The 17414-nt window shown below is 69.8% G+C and carries 11 protein-coding genes; 3 read left to right on the top strand and 8 right to left on the bottom strand.

What is annotated here, in order from left to right:
• Window positions 1–81: 81 nt before the first annotated feature.
• From acnA to GXP76_RS18500, 3 genes are all read right to left on the bottom strand, one after another.
• On the bottom strand, window positions 82–2796 hold the full coding sequence (gene acnA / locus GXP76_RS18510) for an aconitate hydratase AcnA (protein ID WP_308354164.1): 2715 nt from the start codon (window positions 2794–2796) through the stop codon (window positions 82–84).
• Window positions 2797–3089: 293 nt separating this feature from the next.
• Entirely contained in the window at window positions 3090–3710 is a 621-nt protein-coding gene (locus tag GXP76_RS18505) for a dihydrofolate reductase family protein (RefSeq protein WP_242572655.1), read from the bottom strand.
• A gap of 229 nt (window positions 3711–3939) precedes the next feature.
• On the bottom strand, window positions 3940–4521 hold the full coding sequence (locus tag GXP76_RS18500) for a YdeI family protein (protein WP_242572654.1): 582 nt from the start codon (window positions 4519–4521) through the stop codon (window positions 3940–3942).
• A gap of 184 nt (window positions 4522–4705) precedes the next feature.
• Between GXP76_RS18500 and GXP76_RS18495 the strand changes: the two genes are divergently transcribed.
• The gene (locus GXP76_RS18495; protein WP_242572653.1) at window positions 4706–4906 is read left to right on the top strand and encodes a DUF4236 domain-containing protein; all 201 of its coding nucleotides are present in this window, start codon (window positions 4706–4708) and stop codon (window positions 4904–4906) included.
• Window positions 4907–5069: 163 nt separating this feature from the next.
• A complete protein-coding gene (locus GXP76_RS18490; protein ID WP_242572652.1) occupies window positions 5070–6599 on the top strand; it encodes a UDP-N-acetylglucosamine 1-carboxyvinyltransferase in 1530 nt (509 codons plus the stop codon).
• A 519-nt stretch (window positions 6600–7118) separates the two neighbouring features.
• Here GXP76_RS18490 and GXP76_RS18485 read toward each other — a convergent pair.
• Window positions 7119–10409, bottom strand: a complete 3291-nt coding sequence (locus GXP76_RS18485) for a BTAD domain-containing putative transcriptional regulator (RefSeq protein WP_242572651.1) — start codon at window positions 10407–10409, stop codon at window positions 7119–7121.
• 267 nt (window positions 10410–10676) lie between these two features.
• Between GXP76_RS18485 and GXP76_RS18480 the strand changes: the two genes are divergently transcribed.
• Window positions 10677–12650, top strand: coding sequence for a tetratricopeptide repeat protein (locus tag GXP76_RS18480; RefSeq protein ID WP_242572650.1), 1974 nt, complete (start codon window positions 10677–10679; stop codon window positions 12648–12650).
• 40 nt (window positions 12651–12690) lie between these two features.
• Here the strand turns inward: GXP76_RS18480 and GXP76_RS18475 are convergent, their stop codons facing one another.
• The 4 genes from GXP76_RS18475 to GXP76_RS18460 all read right to left on the bottom strand — a co-directional run bounded on the left by GXP76_RS18475 (window position 12691) and on the right by GXP76_RS18460 (window position 17058).
• Window positions 12691–13131, bottom strand: a complete 441-nt coding sequence (locus GXP76_RS18475; protein ID WP_242572649.1) for a hypothetical protein — start codon at window positions 13129–13131, stop codon at window positions 12691–12693.
• Window positions 13132–13199: 68 nt separating this feature from the next.
• Window positions 13200–14381, bottom strand: coding sequence for a hypothetical protein (locus tag GXP76_RS18470; protein WP_277993536.1), 1182 nt, complete (start codon window positions 14379–14381; stop codon window positions 13200–13202).
• A 282-nt stretch (window positions 14382–14663) separates the two neighbouring features.
• Window positions 14664–15905 carry an NAD(P)/FAD-dependent oxidoreductase gene (locus tag GXP76_RS18465; protein ID WP_242572648.1) on the bottom strand — a complete coding sequence of 414 codons (1242 nt, stop codon included), beginning with the start codon at window positions 15903–15905 and terminating at the stop codon, window positions 14664–14666.
• Between the two features lie 61 nt (window positions 15906–15966).
• Complete coding sequence (locus GXP76_RS18460; protein ID WP_242572647.1) at window positions 15967–17058, bottom strand: MerR family transcriptional regulator; 1092 nt, start codon at window positions 17056–17058, stop codon at window positions 15967–15969.
• Window positions 17059–17414 lie beyond the last annotated feature (356 nt).

Here is a 17414-nt window from a genome sequence, read left to right as displayed (position 1 = left end):
GGCGTACGAGGAGGGGCCGTGTCCCGCGCGTGACAGCGCGTGGGACACGGCCCCTCGTCGTGGAAGGCCGTCCGGCCGGACCTACTTGCGGATCAGGCTGCGGAGCACGTACTGCATGATCCCGCCGTTGCGGTAGTAGTCCGCCTCGCCGGGGGTGTCGATGCGGACCACCGCGTCGAACTCCACGCCCGTGTCTGTCGTGACCTTGACCGTCGCCGGGGTCGAGCCGTCGTTCAGCGCGGTGACGCCCGTGAAGGTGAACGTCTCCTCGCCCGTCAGGCCGAACGACAGCGCCGAACCGCCCTCCGGGTACTGGAGCGGAAGCACGCCCATGCCGATCAGGTTCGAGCGGTGGATGCGCTCGTATGACTCGGCGATGACCGCCTTGACGCCCAGCAGCGCCGTGCCCTTCGCCGCCCAGTCGCGGGACGAGCCCGAGCCGTACTCCTTGCCCGCGAGGACGACCAGCGGGGTGCCCGCCGCCTGGTAGTTCTGCGAGGCGTCGTAGATGAAGGAGACCGGACCGTCCGCGGCGGTGAAGTCGCGGGTGTAGCCGCCCTCCGTGCCGGGCGCGATCTGGTTGCGCAGACGGATGTTGGCGAACGTGCCGCGGATCATGACTTCGTGGTTGCCCCGGCGCGAGCCGTAGGAGTTGAAGTCACGCCGTCCGACGCCGTGCTCCGTCAGGTACTTGCCCGCCGGGGTGTCCGCCTTGATCGCGCCGGCCGGGGAGATGTGGTCGGTGGTGACCGAGTCGCCCAGCATGGCGAGCACGCGCGCGCCGGTGATGTCGGCGACCGGGGTCGTCTCCATCGTCATGCCCTCGAAGTAAGGGGGCTTGCGTACGTAGGTCGACTCCGGGTCCCACTCGAAGGTGTTGCCGGTCGGGATCGACAGCGCCTGCCACTGGGCGTCGCCCGCGAAGACGTCCTGGTAGGACTTGTTGAACATGTCCTCGCCGATGGCGGAGGCGACGACCTCGTTGACCTCGGCCTCGGTCGGCCAGATGTCCTCCAGGTGGACGGGCTTGCCCTCCTGGTCGACGCCGATCGCGTCGCGGGTGATGTCGACCTTCATGGAGCCGGCGATCGCGTAGGCCACGACCAGCGGCGGGGACGCCAGGTAGTTCATCTTGACGTCGGGGTTGATCCGGCCCTCGAAGTTGCGGTTGCCGGAGAGCACCGCGGCGACGGCCAGGTCGTTCTCGTTGACCGCCTTGGAGATCTCCTCGTCCAGCGGGCCCGAGTTGCCGATGCAGGTCGTGCAGCCGTAACCGACCAGGTTGAAGCCGAGCTTGTCGAGGTACGGCGTCAGGTTGGCCTTGTCGAAGTAGTCCGTGACGACCTTCGAGCCCGGCGCCAGGGTCGTCTTGACCCACGGCTTGCGGGTGAGGCCCTTCTCGACGGCCTTCTTGGCGACGAGCGCGGCGGCGACCATCACGTACGGGTTCGAGGTGTTGGTGCAGGAGGTGATCGCGGCGACGGTGACGGCGCCGTGGTCGATCTCGTACGTCGATCCGTCGGCCGCGGTGACCAGGGTCGGGCGGGTCGGCACACCGTTGGCGGAGGCCGGGGAGTCGGAGGCCGGGAAGGACTCCTTGCCCGCCTCCTCGTCGTCCGTCACGTAGTTGCGCACGTCGAGCGCGAACTGCTCCTTGGCGTTCGCCAGGACGATACGGTCCTGCGGGCGCTTGGGACCGGCGATGGACGGGACGACCGTGGCGAGGTCGAGCTCCAGCTTCTCGGAGAAGTCGGGCTCGGCGGCCGGGTCGAGCCAGAGGCCCTGCTCCTTGGCGTACGCCTCGACCAGGGCGAGCTGCTGCTCGTCGCGGCCGGTCAGCTTCAGGTACTTGATGGTCTCGTCGTCGATCGGGAAGATCGCGGCGGTCGAGCCGAACTCCGGCGACATGTTGCCGATGGTGGCGCGGTTGGCGAGCGACGTGGCGCCGACACCCTCGCCGTAGAACTCGACGAACTTGCCGACGACACCGTGCTTGCGCAGCATCTCGGTGATGGTGAGCACGAGGTCCGTGGCGGTGGTGCCCGGGGTCAGCTCGCCGGTCAGCTTGAAGCCGACGACGCGCGGGATGAGCATCGAGACGGGCTGTCCGAGCATCGCGGCCTCGGCCTCGATGCCGCCGACGCCCCAGCCGAGCACACCGAGGCCGTTGACCATGGTGGTGTGCGAGTCGGTGCCGACGAGGGTGTCCGGGTACGCCTGGCCACCCCGGACCATGACGGTGCGGGCCAGGTGCTCGATGTTGACCTGGTGGACGATGCCGGTGCCGGGCGGGACGACCTTGAACTCGTCGAACGCGGTCTGGCCCCAGCGCAGGAACTGGTAACGCTCCTTGTTGCGGCCGTACTCCAGCTCCACGTTCTGCGCGAAGGACTCGGGCGTGCCGAACTTGTCGGCGATGACGGAGTGGTCGATGACCAGCTCGGCCGGGGCCAGCGGGTTGATCTTCGCGGCGTCACCACCGAGCTCCTTGACGGCCTCACGCATGGTGGCGAGGTCGACCACGCAGGGCACGCCGGTGAAGTCCTGCATGATCACGCGGGCCGGGGTGAACTGGATCTCCTGGCTCGGCTGCGCCTGGGAGTCCCACCCACCGATCGAGCGGATGTGGTCGGCGGTGATGTTCGCGCCGTCCTCGGTGCGGAGCAGGTTCTCCAGCAGCACCTTCAGGCTGTAAGGGAGGCGCGCTGAGCCCTCGACCTTGTCCAGCCTGAAGATCTCGTACGACTCGTCGCCCACGCGCAGCGTGCTGCGGGCGTCGAAGCTGTTCGCCGACACGACAGTCTCCTTCATGAATGTGCGCGTACTACCGCGCCGCGACGCATGTGCGGCTGACGCCGCGCGGTGCCGCCAACGGGCTGCTCGCCGATCCGCTAAGGTAAGGCTTAGTTAGGTTCGCCTTACTGCCTGGCGGCTGCGGTACGCCTTCGGCAGATATCTCGATGTCGAGATAACTCTAGTACATGACCGCTGCGAGGTCATGCCCGGGAGACGTTTTCCGCTGCCACGCGGCCTGTCGGCCGTGCGTCGGCGGCGTGGCGGGCCCGCCCGTGGCGGCGGTCGCCGTGCCGCTACTTGAGGACGCGGTACTTGACATGGGTGGCGCCGGGGGTGTCCACGACGCGGATCGGCTCCAGGTCGTGCGTGTCGGTCCCGAGGTTGTCGAAGAGCCGGAGACCGGCGCCGAGCAGCACGGGGATCACGTGCAGTTGGAGCTCGTCGACGAGGCGGGCCCTCAGATACTGCTGGACGGTGTGGGCGCCGCCGGCGATGTCGACGTTACGGCCGCCGGAGACGGCCCTGGCCTGGTCGAGCGCGCTGTGGATGCCGTCGGTGACGAAGGTGAAGCTGGTGCCGCCCTCCTTGACGAGGGTGGGGCCCGGCCGGTTGGTCAGCACGAAGACCGGGGTGCGGAAGGGCGGGTCGTCGCCCCAGAACTCCGCCCCGGAGTCGTACATGAGCCGTCCCATGACCACCGCGCCGGTCGTCTCGAACCACTCGCGCATGATGTCGGAGTCCTGGTCGGCCTCGCCGCCGGTCATTCCCGAACGCTCGCGCCAACTGGACTGGGCGTGGATCCAGCCGCCGATCCGGTCGGCGCCGTGGCCCGCCGGGTCGGTGACGCCGTGACCGGTGCCGGCGATGTAGCCGTCCAGCGACATGACCATGTCGGCGGTGACGGTGACCGTCATGAGCGTGCTCCTGCCTGTCGGTGCCGCGTTCGCGCCCGTGCGCGTCCGCGCTGTCGCGAGGACGCCGATCGGCCGCCGCCGTTCTCGACACCGGATGTCGCGGGTCCGGGTACGCGGGTGCGATCGGGCCCACGTCGGCGTGTGCGAAGAGTCCGATCCTGCGGCCGGATTGGCGGGCCGGCCGGGCCGACGCGCACGCCCTCGCCACGGCGCGGCCGAAACCACCTGATCAGAGGCTCCCCGTCCGGTCCGAGGCCAGCGCGGCGAGCGTCCGCTCCAGCCTCGCCGCCCGGACCTCCGGGGTACGGGCGGTCATCAGCCGCAGCAGCACGCGGTAGCGGGCCGACCTGTCCAGCCGTTCGAAGGCCTCCCGCGCCCGGCCGTCACCCTCCAGCGCGGCGGTCAGGTCGGGTGGCACGGTCGCGTTCTTCTGCGACTCGTACGCCGCGTCCCACCGGCCGTCCGCCTGCGCCGCCCGGACCTGCGCGAGGCCCGGCTCACGCAGCCGTCCGGCCTCGATGAGCGTCTCGATCCGCCCGACATTGACCTTCGACCACACACTGCGCGGCCGGCGCGGGGTGAACCTCTGCAGATAGTGGTCCGCGTCGTACGACCTGGCCTGGCCGTCGATCCAGCCGAAACAGAGGCCGGCCTCGACCGCGGCCAGGTAACCGATGGCCGGGTGGGGGCAGTTCTTCTTGCCGATCTTCAGCCAGACTCCGGACTGAAGCGTGTGGTGGTCCGCCAGCCACGCCTCCAGCTCGGCGCCGTCCGCGAACGCGAGGATTTCCACTCCGTCGATCGATTCCATACGGCCACGCTAGCCACCATTCAGGTCAGAACGTGTCCTGGATGAGAGGCGGGCGGATGAGAGGTGTCCGCCGTCGGTGGCTCGTGACACTCCGTCAATTCCGCACCCGCATACATGCACGGGCGGCCACGGGAAACCCGTATCCCCAACGGGATGTCAGCCGAACCGACTTGAGGAGAACGCCGTGCCGATCACCTTCCGTAAGAGCATCCGCATCCTGCCGGGCGTACGGCTCAACATCAACAAGCGGTCGTGGTCCATCACCAGCGGCGGTGGAAAGGGGCCGCGGCACACCACGAGCAGCACCGGCCGGCGGACCACGTCCATGGATCTGCCGGGCCCGTTCGGCTGGCGCAGGACCACGACCAAGCGCCGCGGCCGCTGAACGCGGTCCACGTTCCCCGTCCGCCCGACCCGTCCGGCCGTACCCCGCTCGCCGGACACCAGGGAGCGGGCCAGGATGGAGAGCGTGTGGCGTACACGTGGAGAGCTTCACGAATGGCGGACCCCGACGCGCTCTCATCTCACATATGAGATACGTTGGCGCCATGGCAGACGACTACCTCGTACGCATCGGCAAGCTCATCCGTGACGCCAGGCAGCATCGGGGCTGGACACAGACACAGCTTGCCGAGGCTCTGGCCACCAGCCAGAGCGCCGTGAACCGCATCGAGCGCGGTAACCAGAACATCAGCCTTGAGATGATCGCGCGCATCGGTGAGGCGCTCGACAGTGAGATCGTGTCGCTCGGATACTCCGGGCCGATGCATCTGCGGGTGGTCGGCGGACGCCGGCTCTCCGGCTCCATCGACGTCAAGACGAGCAAGAACGCCTGTGTGGCACTGCTCTGCGGCTCGCTGCTCAACAAGGGGCGCACCGTGCTGCGGCGGGTGGCGCGCATCGAGGAGGTCTACCGGCTCCTCGAAGTGCTCAACTCCATCGGCGTACGAACCCGTTGGATCAACGACGGCATGGATCTGGAGATCGTGCCGCCGGCCGAGCTGGACATGGCGGCCATGGACGCGGAGGCCGCCCGCCGTACCCGCTCGATCATCATGTTCCTCGGCCCGCTGCTGCACCGCATGGACAACTTCCTGCTGCCGTACGCGGGCGGCTGCGACCTCGGTACACGCACCATCGAACCGCACATGATCGCGCTGCGCCGCTTCGGCCTGGACATCACGGCGACCGAGGGCCTCTACCACGCGGTGGTCGACCGCTCGGCGTCACCCGACCGGCCCATCGTGCTGACCGAACGCGGCGACACGGTCACCGAGAACGCGCTGCTGGCCGCCGCCCGGCACGACGGTGTCACCGTCATCCGCAACGCGTCGTCGAACTACATGGTCCAGGACCTGTGCTTCTTCCTGGACGCGCTCGGCGTCCGGGTCGACGGCGTCGGCACCACCACGCTCACCGTGCACGGCGTGCCGAGCATCGACACCGACGTCGACTACTCCCCCTCCGAGGACCCGGTCGAGGCGATGAGCCTGATCGCCGCCGCCGTGGTCACCGAGTCCGAGCTGACGATCCGCCGGGTGCCGATCGAGTTCCTGGAGATCGAGCTCGCGGTGCTGGAGGAGATGGGCCTGGACCACGACCGCACGCCCGAGTACCCGGCGGACAACGGCCGTACGCGGCTGGTGGACCTGACCGTACGGCCCTCGAAGCTGGAGTCGCCGATCGACAAGATCCACCCGATGCCCTTCCCGGGCCTGAACATCGACAACGTGCCCTTCTTCGCGGCGATCGCCGCCGTCGCGCAGGGCACGACCCTGATCCACGACTGGGTCTACGACAACCGCGCCATCTACCTGACGGACCTCAACCGCCTCGGCGGCCGGCTCCAGCTCCTGGACCCGCACCGGGTCCTGGTGGAGGGCCCGACCCGCTGGCGCGCGGCGGAGATGATGTGCCCGCCGGCGCTGCGTCCCGCCGTGGTGGTGCTGCTGGCGATGATGGCGGCGGAGGGCACGTCGGTGCTGCGCAACGTGTACGTGATCAACCGCGGTTACGAGGACCTGGCGGAGCGGCTGAACTCGGTGGGCGCGCAGATCGAGATCTTCCGCGACATCTGACCGCCGGATGCCGGCGCCCCCTGCCGCTGCCTCGAGGACATCGGCGGGCCGGACAGACAAACGGGGCCTGTCGGGGTGGTCCTGCAACCATCCCGACAGGCCCCGCTCTCAACCTCCCGGCCGCCTCATATCATGATGCAGCCGTCCTGGTGGGCGTCCGCCGGGGATGCCACTGCGACGACACCTGCCGTCGCTCCTGTCGCCGAGACGGTGAAAGCCCCTCCGACCAAGACGGTCAAACAAACGAGGGTGACCGCCAGGATTTTGCGCACGTTTCGAGGTGTCCTTCCGAGGGTTGTCGATCTTGAGCACGGGGGGAAGGCTACATCAAATCGAATGAATTTTCGAACTAGGGACTGTCCCGTAAGTGCTGGTCAGAGGGGGTGCGGTCAGATGGCTGCGCGGGGCAACGTGGACGCAGCCGACAGTGGCCGTCCGTGGAACCCGCCACTGGAGGACGGGCCCCGCGAAGAGCATTGACATGACAGCCGCGAGGTGAACTGACGTGCCGGCCGGGACCTACCGGTCGCGCAACGTCGAACCGGCACCCGCCTCATCATCACCCATGCGTTCGACATCATTCAGACGGCGACCAATTACACGCGCATCAACGCTGCCGCGATGTCGAACCAACTCGAATGCCTGACGTAATGTCATGCGCGCTTCATTGATATCCCCGGCCGCGAGCAGCACTTCCGCCAGCAGGGCCCTCGCCGCGGTTTCCTCGTCAATGTCATGGGTGCGGGTGGCGACAGCCACCGCCGCCCGGAGGCGGTCCGTCGCGATGCCCAGCCGGCCGTCGGCGAATTCCGCACGCCCCAGGGAGCGCAAGGCCTGGGCCTCGTGTCGGGGCGCCCCTATGTCCTGCGCTATCTCCAGCGCTTCGAGGTGAGAGCGGACGGATGCCGCCAGGTCTCCCAGCCTCCAGTAAGCCTCACCGATTCCGACCAGAGCCTCGGCCTGGCTCTTTCTGTCACCAAGTGACCGGAACTCTGAAAGGGTCTCGCCGAACAGAGCGAGAGCCGTGGTTGACTCTCCTGACTCCGTGAGGACTTCGGCCAGGTTCCTGCGTACCGTCGCGCGGTCGTACCGGCTTCCGGCGGCTTCCAGAAATGAGAGGGATTCCTCAAACGAACGGCGGGCTGATTCCAGTTCTCCGGCGTGCATCTGCAATTCGCCGATGTTGTTGAGCGTCTGCGCGGACGCGGTCTCGTCACCCGCGTCCCTGAAACCGTCGAGCGCACCACGGAAATGGCTCAGCGCCCGATCGCGTTCTCCGAGGAACAGCAAAGTGACCGCTACATTGTTCCGGCTGCGCGCCTTGTCCCAGATATCGCCCGAGAGCGATCTGATCGCAAGCGATTTCTGGAGCAGTACGAGCGCGTTGCGGTTCTCCCCCAGGTGCCAGTTCAGCGTGCCGAGCACACGCAGTGCCTCCGCTTCCGCGGGCTCGTCTCGCAGCGCACGCGCGAGGCCCAGCGCCCGCTCCCCCGCCTCGGCGGCGTCCGCGTAACCCCCGATACTCGCGTCCGCCGCGCAGAGGCCGATCAGGGCACAGCACAGCGCCGACTCGTCGGCCGCGAGGTCCCAATGGGTGACAGCGTGCCGCAGGAGCTTCTTGGCATCCTGCCAGTAGCACTCCGACTGGAGGAAACCCGCCAGGACACATGCGAGTTGGGCCGCGCGATCGGGAGCGCCGTGGCGGCGGGCGTGATCCTCGACGGCCAGGAGGTTTCCCCGTTCCGCGGCCAGCCAGGACCGCGCGGCAGCGGCGTCGGGCAGGAAAGGCACCGGCGTCGGCGTCGGCGGAGGAAGCGTCGGTGGGCCCCGTCGTACACGCCGGGGATATGCCATGTGGTCCGCGTGGTTGGCCGTAGAGATGAAGAAATCCGTCAGGCGGGCGACGGCTTGGCGGCGTTCACGCTCACTGTCCTCGATCTGAGACAGGCCATAGGCATATTCACGAAGCAGGTCGTGGTAGCGATAGCGGTCCGGTACCGGTTCTCTGAGCAGGTGAAACGCCACCAGACCCTCAAGTAATCGCTCCGTCGTATCCATCGGAAGACCCAGCAGGGCCGCTGCGGCGTCGGCAGTGAAATCCGGTCCTGGATGCAGCCCGAGATGGCGGAAGGCGGTGCGTTGCTGGGCAGTGAGAGTCCGGTAGGAGAGCGCGAACGCCCGGGTCATTTCCTGCTCTTGATCCGCCGTGCGAATTTCCGCCAGCCGCCCTGGGCTTCGTGCCAGACGCTCGGCGAGGACGGGCAGCGTCCAGGACGTGCGCGCCCGGAATCGATGCGCAACGAGCTCGATCGCGAGGGGCAGATACCCGCACAGGTGAACGATCCGCTCGGTCTGCGCGGTCTCGTGGGTGCGCTCCTCGCCCGCGAAGCCGCGGAAGAGGGAGATGGCGTCCTCCTTCGGCAGGACATCAAGCGGGACCGACAACGCCTGGGGAATTCCCGTCAGATGACGCCGACTGGCGATGATGGTCAGGGACGGCGATCCGCTCGGCAGAAGCGGGCCGAGTTGTTCGGCTCCGATCGCGTCGTCCAGGACGATCACCACTCGGCGCTCGGCCAGCATGGTCCGCCACAGTGCCGTACGCCCCTCGAGCTCCGCCGGAATGGAGAAAGCGGGTGCGCCGAGCAGCCTCAGCAGAGTCGCCAGCGCCGCCCTGGCGGTGAGCGGTTCCTGGGCGGGTGAATGCCCCCGCAGATCGAGATAGAGCTGCCCGTCCGGGTATCTCTCGGCGAGCAGATGGGCGGTGGCGACGACCAGGGCGGTCTTTCCAACACCCGCCATGCCGCTGACCGCCTCCACGGTGACGACCGAGCCGCCGCGCGCACCCTTGTCCGCGATCATCGTGCTCAGGGCCTGTAACTCCGACCGGCGCCCCACGAGGGTCGGCTGCTGGGGCAGATTCCGGGGTGGGGCTACATCGGGCGCCGGCACGTCGGGCGGCCCCGCATCGGACGCGCGTGCGGCGCCGGATGCGGGCGTGGCAGGTTTCACCACCACGGACGAGCCGTCCGCCCGCTCGGCACGGCTCCCCCGCGCCAGCTCACGCGCCGGTACACGGGCCAGCACACCCTGGTGGATGGCGTTCAACTCGACGCCGGGCAGAGCCCCGTACTCCGCCATGAGCAACTGCCGGGCCCGCTGGTGGACCCGGAGTGCGTCCGCATACCGTCCGCTGCCGTAGTACGCAAGCATCAACTGGCCGAGCAAGGTCTCGTCCCCGGGGTGATGATCGGCCAGCGCGGTCAACTCGCCGATTTGTTCCGCGAAGCGCCCGAGCCGCAGTCCGGCGGCGATACGTGACGTGCCGGCACTCAGACGCGCCTCCGCGAGCGCTGTCCGTACAGTCTCGGCCCAGAGACCGGGCAGACCGGCCAGGGCTTCGCCATGCCACAACTCCTCGGCGCGCGAGAGCAGTTCCACCACACGCGCGTCGCCACCCTCGGTGGCCAACGCCGTGTCGACGAAATGCTGGAAGCGCTGCCGGTCCACTGAATCACGCGCGGCCCGCAGGGTGTAGGTGTGCGCCCGCCCTTCGATTCTGGGCGAGCCCGGCCCCGTACCGGCTTCCCGCAGCCGTCGGCGGACGCGCGAGACATAGGTGTGCGCGTTCTCGCGGGCCCGGTCCGGAAGATCGCCGTCCCAGAGCCGATGCATGAGTTCGCTGAGGGCGACAGGGCGTCCCACGTCAAGTGCGAGCGAGGCCAGCAGGATCCGCTCTTTGTCCGATCCGAGCTTCAGCCAGCGCTTGTTCAGCCGAAGCCCCACAGGTCCGAGAATCTGGAATTCCACCAGCGCCCCCGCTGGTCCGTCGGATGGCCCACGAGCATGACATCAGGCGGCGAATGCCGCCATAGACCGTTGCCATGGTTGGCGCGATCCGTTCCTATTCCTGACGGTCGTCCCGAGCCGCGCCGGGGTAGGACCCGAAACACTGCATGTAATTGGCAATCGATCTGTGGGGGCAGACGAGTGAGTGGTTCGAGTACGGCCTCTCAGGGCTCGCACGAGTCGCACCGGAATGAGATCACCGGCGAGGCGAGATTGTACGGCCCCACTGTGCAGGCCCGTGAGGTGCACGGCGGCATTCATCTCCACCCGCCACCCTCCGCGCGCCCCACGGCGGTGAGCCCGGCGCCACCACGTCAACTGCTCCCCGTGCCGCCGCACTTCACCAACCGGGAGAGCGATGTCGTGTCACTGAACCGTCTTCGCGACACCGGCCTGCCACTGATCGTCGTCACCGGTCCGGCCGGAATCGGCAAGACCACTCTGGTGTCCAAATGGCTGCGTTCGCTGAGCACCGAATTCCCTGACGGCCAGTTGTACGCGGACCTGCGGGGGCACTCGGCGGGCGGGCCGGCGGGGCCGACGGAAGTCCTCGGGCAGTTCCTCCGGGCGCTGGGCGCCGGACCGTCGTCCACGGACACTGTCGAACTGGCTTCGCAGTGGCGGTCCTTCACCGCCGATCTGCGGATCGCGGTCATGCTGGACAACTCCTTCACGGCCGCCCAGATCCGCCCGCTACTGCTCGGCGGGCCGGGCGGACTCGTGGTCGTCACCAGCCGCAGCAGGCTGACCGGCCTGCGCATGGAGGGAGCGGGCTTCCACCAACTCGACGCACTCGAGCCCGCCGCGGGCATCGAGCTGCTCAGCCGTGGGATCGGCGCAGACCGTGTCGCCGGTGAACTCCCGGCAGTCAGACGTCTGGTGGCTCTCTGCGCGGGTCTTCCGCTGGCGGTGTGCCTGGCGTCCGCCAGGCTCGCGACACGACCGAGACAGTCGGTGGGGGCGCTTGCCGATGCCCTCGCCCGGAACGCGGGCGGGGGCCGGCTGGCCGCGCTCAGAATCGAAGGGGAAACCTCGGTGCACACGGCCCTGGACGAGTCGTACGCCATTCTGAGCGGGGAGACCGCCCGCCTGTACAGGACACTCGGTCTGCTCCCTGTACGCGGCTTCGACGTGACGATCGCCGCGGCCTCCTGCGGCGAGTCGCTGGACTGGGCGGAACGGCGGCTGGACGAGCTGATCGAGGCGAATCTGGTGGAGGACATCGGCACGGACAGCTGGCGCTTCCATGATCTCGTACGGATCCACGCGCACGACCGTGCACGCGAGGACGACACGGTCGCGTCCTGCGAGGAGGCACTTCGGCGATTCTGCGACTGGTGTCTGCACACGGCGACGGCGGCTCAGGAGCGGCTGACACCCGTGCAGTTCACCCTTCCCAGGACTTATCTCCACGCACCCACGCTGCCACTGCCGTTCGAGGACGACGTTGCGGCGCTCGGCTGGCTCGACTCCCATCGGACCCAACTGCTGGGCGCGGTACAGGCAGCGGCGGACAACGGCTGGTACGACACGAGTTGGATGATCGTGGACGCCATGTGGCCACTCTTCTTACGACTCCGCTACTACGCCGCCTGGATCGAGGCTCACGAGATCGGCCTGAAAGCTGCCCGGCAGGCCGGGAACAAGGCCGCCGAGCGCCAGATGCTCAACTCCGGTGCCATCGGCCTGGGCGCCGCACGCCGTACGGAGGAGGCCACCGCCTGGTACGAGGCGTCGTTCCGGGCGGCGCGGGAGGCCGGGGACGTACGGGACGAGGGCCAGGCGCTGCTCGGCCTCGGCGCGTGCCATCGCGAGGCCGGGCGGCCCGACGACGCCGTCACGTACCTGAAGCGCGCGATCGCCGTGTGGGAGGGGTGCGGTTACCCACGAGGCGCGGCGCTGGCCCGTACCACTCTCGGGGAGATCGCGCTCGCGGCGGGCGCGCCGGACAAGGCGGTCGACTGCTTCACCCGGGCTCATGCCGCGATGGTGGCGCGGATGAACGAGGCACTGGCGGTCTTCACCGAGTCCGGGGCGGCCTTCTGGCAGGCGCGCACCCTGGAGATGCTGGGTGAGAGCGCGGCGGAGCACGGGAACGCGGGGGCCGCGACGGAGTTCCGTACACGGGCCCTCGCCCTGTTCGAGGCGACCAGCCCCGCCGACGCGCGGCGGCTCGGCGAGGCACCGGGGGCCGGGCCGTGAGCGTCGGCTCGGCCCCCTGTCCCTAGCGGGCCTGTGGCGCTCAGCCGGACGGTGCGGTGCGGGCGTACGGCCACTCTCGCAGTGATCGGCCCGCCGCCAGCCAGGCGTGCAGATAGGACGGTAGCAACGCGCGTTGCCCAGCGGCCGGATACGGACGGCACTTCACACGCCGCGAATGCTTCGGGTATTCCGGGTTCGGCCCGTACGGCACGAGGATCACGGCCCGGTCGGAGCCGCCGGCCACCGCCCAGCCGCCCGAACCACCTCCCGTCCCGGCCAGGGGCACCGCCGCGATGCCGCAAGCCGGGTGGGCGGCGGTGAGGTCCGCCAGTCGGCGCAACGCATCCACGACCGAGTGCGCCCGGCTGCCCTGGAGTACGTCCGCGCAGTCCAGCAGACGGCCGTCCCGGCAGACGTCCACGTCCACGACGAAGTGCTCGTCGATGACCGCCGACGCACGCCGGGAGCTGCCGCCGGTCACAGTGCAAGGGCGCACGCGTGCGCGCAACCCCTCAAGGAAGGGGCTCGCCTCGACCACGACGAAGCGAGTCACGCCGACGCCTCCCCGCGCCCGGAAGCCGCCCACGCGGGCAGCGGGAGTGGGGCGGGTGCCGGCAGCGGGACGGTCACCGGTTCGTGCGCGGGCTGGCCCAGCCTCAGCAGTCGATACATCAGCCTGCGCATGTTCCGGTTGAACCGTCCGGGCTCGGACGTGATGCGCGACGCGATCGCCGCGTACTCCTCGGCCCGGTACTCCCGTGCGGCGTAGTCGAGTTGGTCCACCAGCGGGTGGGTGGGGGACAGCGTCGGCGCGTGCGCCGCGAGGGCTGCGGCGGGCGACGACGGATTGATCTCCTGCTCGGGCGAGGTGGCCAGCAGCAGCGGGGCCCCGGTGAGCGTCCCGTACAGAGTGACCGAGCCATGATCACCGATGATCCAGTCTGCGGCGATCAAGACGCTGCGCCAATCCGCCTCCGGTGGCACGATCCCGATGCCCAGTTGTCCGCATCGGGCCAGCCACGACCTGACCTGGTAAGCGCCGTGGCCCGCCCACACGTTGGGGTGGACGAGCAGGGCCGTACGGTAGCGTTCCGCCGGCAGCTCGCTGATCAGCCGTGGCAGCAGCGCGTCGAACCGGCCGAAGGACGACTGCGCGCCCCAGGTGGAGACGGCGACCACCAGTTTCTGTCCGTCGACCAGCCCGAGGGCGCGGCGGTACGCGGTACGCAGCGGCAGACTGGCGGCGATCCGGTCATGCACGGGGTCGCCAGTCACATGCGCGAGTGGGAGCAACTCCGCGCATTCGCGCGCCAGTTCGCTCAGCTCGGCGTGGTGCGGCACGACGACTGCCGCGGGCACGCGCCCACCGGGCAGGAGATCCTGCCTGCGCAACCCCGCGACCCCCGCGTTCGCTCCCTGGGTCACGCGTTTCAGATAGTTGGCCCCGTGCGGCAGCGTGATGAGCGGGGCGTCGATGTACTGCACACCGCGCGGCCCTGCGGCAAGCGCGAGGTCGAAGGTCATGCGCGTCGCCTGCTCCCACGGGAGCACGACGCTGCCCAGCCTGGTGAGGAAGGCGGGCACGTCGCCGCCGAAGGCGTGCGGCGGCGCTGTGAAGACCACTTGGAGCCGGAAGTCGGCTTCGAGCAGTGACAGGACGTCGAGCAGTCGCTTCCCGTACGTCAGGGTGTGGATCACCGCGAGTACCTTCTTGCGCCCGACGAGGGTCAGCCACTGCCGTGACTCGCCCGTGGTCGCCGCGATGGTTCCAGCTTCGGCGGTGCCTGCTTCGGCGACCCCTGTTTCGGTCGTGCCCGTTTCAGTGGTGCTTGTGTCAGGCGTGTTGGCTTCGGTCGTACTCAACGCCGGCATGGCGTCCCCCTGTTGACTTCTCTTCCGAGTGCCATGAACTTCCTTCTGCCGACGGAATGCCCGGCAGGGGGGACTGAAGACTTGAAGGACCCTTGCTAGAACCTTGCCGGGGACACCCGTTACCGCGGCATCTGACCGTTCCTACCGGCCCAGGTCGCGCAGGATCTCGCGGGCCGCCCGGGTGCCGGAGGCCAGCGCGCCCTGGACGGAGCCGGTGGTGCGGTGGTCGCCGCACACGTAGCGGCCCGCTCCGGCGCGCGATGGGCGGGTGAGGGGCTGGGGAGGCGGCATCGCGGGGAGCGCCTCGGGGACGGTGCGTGCCGTCAGCAGGTCCCAGCCCGCGGTGTCCGTCTCGTACGCCTCCGAGAGCGCGCCCCGCACGGCGCTCTCCCGGCCCTCCATGTCCTCGCCGAGGACGGAGGTGGCGACGAGCGAGGAGCCGGCCGGCGCGTAGCCGGGCACCACCTCGCTCAGGACGCAGCTGTTGAGGAAGCGCAGACGCGTGTCGGTCAGCAGCGTCGGCTCGGCCAGGGGCGGCCTCGGCGCGGTGTGGAAGTAGGTGGTGACGACGCGGTAGGGCGGCATGTCGAGGTCCGGCAGCAGACGCGACGCGGGCCCCGGCCCGGTCGCGACGACCACGACGTCCGCCGCGCGCTCGGTGCCGTCGGCCAGCAGGACGCCGTCGTCGGTGAGCCGGTCGACCGGGGAGTCGAACCGTACGGTGTCCGCCGGCAGCGCGTCGGCCAACTGCCGTGGCACCGCGCCGATTCCGTCCGACGGCAGGCAGAGCGTGCCGCGGAGCATGCTGCGCCACACCAGGTGGAAGACGCGGCTGGAGGTCTCCAGGTCGTCTTCGAGGAACACGCCCGACAGGAACGGGCGGAAGAACAGTTCGGTGAACTCCTCGGAGATCCCGGCCGCCGCGAGGGCGGTCCGCGTCGTGTGGTCGTCCGCGCGCTTCAGCGGGCCCACGGGTCCGAGCATGTCGCGGCCGGACAGCACGCCGAGCGCCAGCAGATCACGTGGCCCGGCCGCTCCGGAGCCGAGCAGGCTCCGGAGGGTGCGCGGTGCGCGGGTGGGGTCGGCGAAGTGGAACCGGCCGCGGTCGGTGCGGACGAGGACGCCCGGTGTGAAGGGACGCAGACGCAGATCGCGCAGGGCCAGGCGGCGTTTGGCCTGCGGGTAGGAGGTGTTGAAGACCTGGAAGCCGCGGTCGATCACGTAGCCGTCGACACGGTCGGAGCGCATGCGCCCGCCGACGCCGTCCGACGCCTCCAGCACGCCGACGTCCAGACCGGCCGCGAGCAGATCGTGCGCGCAGGCCAGCCCGGAGAGGCCCGCTCCGACCACCAGGATCTCGGGGGTGCCACGGGATGCGGGCATGGGGACCGTCCTTCGCGTCGGGTGCCGCGCGGCCGGGGCGCCGTGCGGGTGGTTCTGCGTGTCAGGTGTGCGGGGCGGGCTCCGTCGGACGACCTCGCCGCTCCTCCTCTTCTTCGGCGGCCGGGGCCGGACGCATGAGCGCGGCCGGTTCGGCGCCGTAGAGCCCGGCCAGCGACACGACCGCTTCGCCCAGTCCGTGGACGCGCGCCAGTCCCGGCAGCGGGGGCCCCGCCCATCCCGGCCCGGCGAGCACCACCTCGGGGCCGCCGCGCGCGCCCTTCACGCCCCAGGTGCCCGCGGCGATGTGCTGGGCGAGCGGGCGGCTGGCCGTCGAGCGGGACTGGGACCAGAGCACCACGGCGCGGGGGCCGATGCGCCGGGCGGCCTCGTCGAGCGCCGTCACCGGTACGGCGGCGCCGAACATCCTTGTGGGCAGGCCGAGTTCGCCCAGTGCGCCGGTCAGCGCCTCGATGGGGAGGGTGTGCTGCTCGCCGGGAACACAGGCCAGCATCACCGGCCCGACATCGGTCCGCATGGGCGGTGCGGGCGGCACGCGGCGCAGGGCCGACGAGATGTGCCACGACAGCAGATGCTCGACCTCGACGTACTTGTCACCGGCGGACGCCCACTTGCGGCCCACCGCGCGCAGGGTCGGCATCATCACGTTCTCCCAGGCGCGGACCAGGCCGTACCCCTCGACGAACGAGGTGAGCAGTTCCTCCATGGCCGGCGCGTCCAGGCGTACGGCGGCGCGGGACAGGCCCCGGCAGTCCAGCCGGACGTCACCGAGGGGCAGGGCGCCGTCGTGCTCCGGCCGCCGGAGGGCGAGGGCCGGCGCCCGGGGTGAGGGCGGGGGTGCCATGGACCGGTCTCGGACCGCGCGGGCGGCCTCGGCGGGTGGTACCCCGGCGGCGGTCAGACGGCACATCTCTTCGAGCAGCGCCACGTCACCGGGTGTCCAGCGGCGGTGCCGGCCGTCCTGTCGCGCGGCGGGCCCGAGGCCGTAACGCCGGTCCCAGGAACGCAGCGTGGTCGGTGAGACGCCGAGCCTGCGTGCCACGGCACCGGTGGAGACGCCGACGTCGTCCGGTGCCTCGCGCGAGGCGTAGGGGTTCTCACAGCCGGACTCGACCTCGTGCATCGACTCGCTCATCCGATCACTGTACGAGCGGGCTCGACCACGCTGCGCGCATGGGTGGTAACCACACAGTGACTCTGACAAAGCCGGCGTGTGCCGGGCAATGCGCATCGTTTGTGCATCACCTGACGGCCCCGTTCGACGCACAAGCGACGCGGTGCACGGAAACGGGCGAGCCGGGATCCCGCCACGGAGCGATCCGGCGGGCGCCCACGGGCCGGTGGCGCGAAGGGACAGGGCCGCCCTCCGGCCCGCGCCGGGCCCGTACACGCGCCGCCGTCACGAAATGCCCGGTTCGCGAGCCCGTGCGACCGTGAATGATGTCGTTCGACCGGACGGCAGAAGCGGGACAGGGCCGGACGGCGACCCCG

The sequence above is a fragment of the Streptomyces sp. NP-1717 genome, assembly GCF_022695985.1.
In the GTDB taxonomy this organism is placed as follows: domain Bacteria; phylum Actinomycetota; class Actinomycetes; order Streptomycetales; family Streptomycetaceae; genus Streptomyces.
This window is presented reverse-complemented; position numbering and strand designations above follow the sequence as displayed.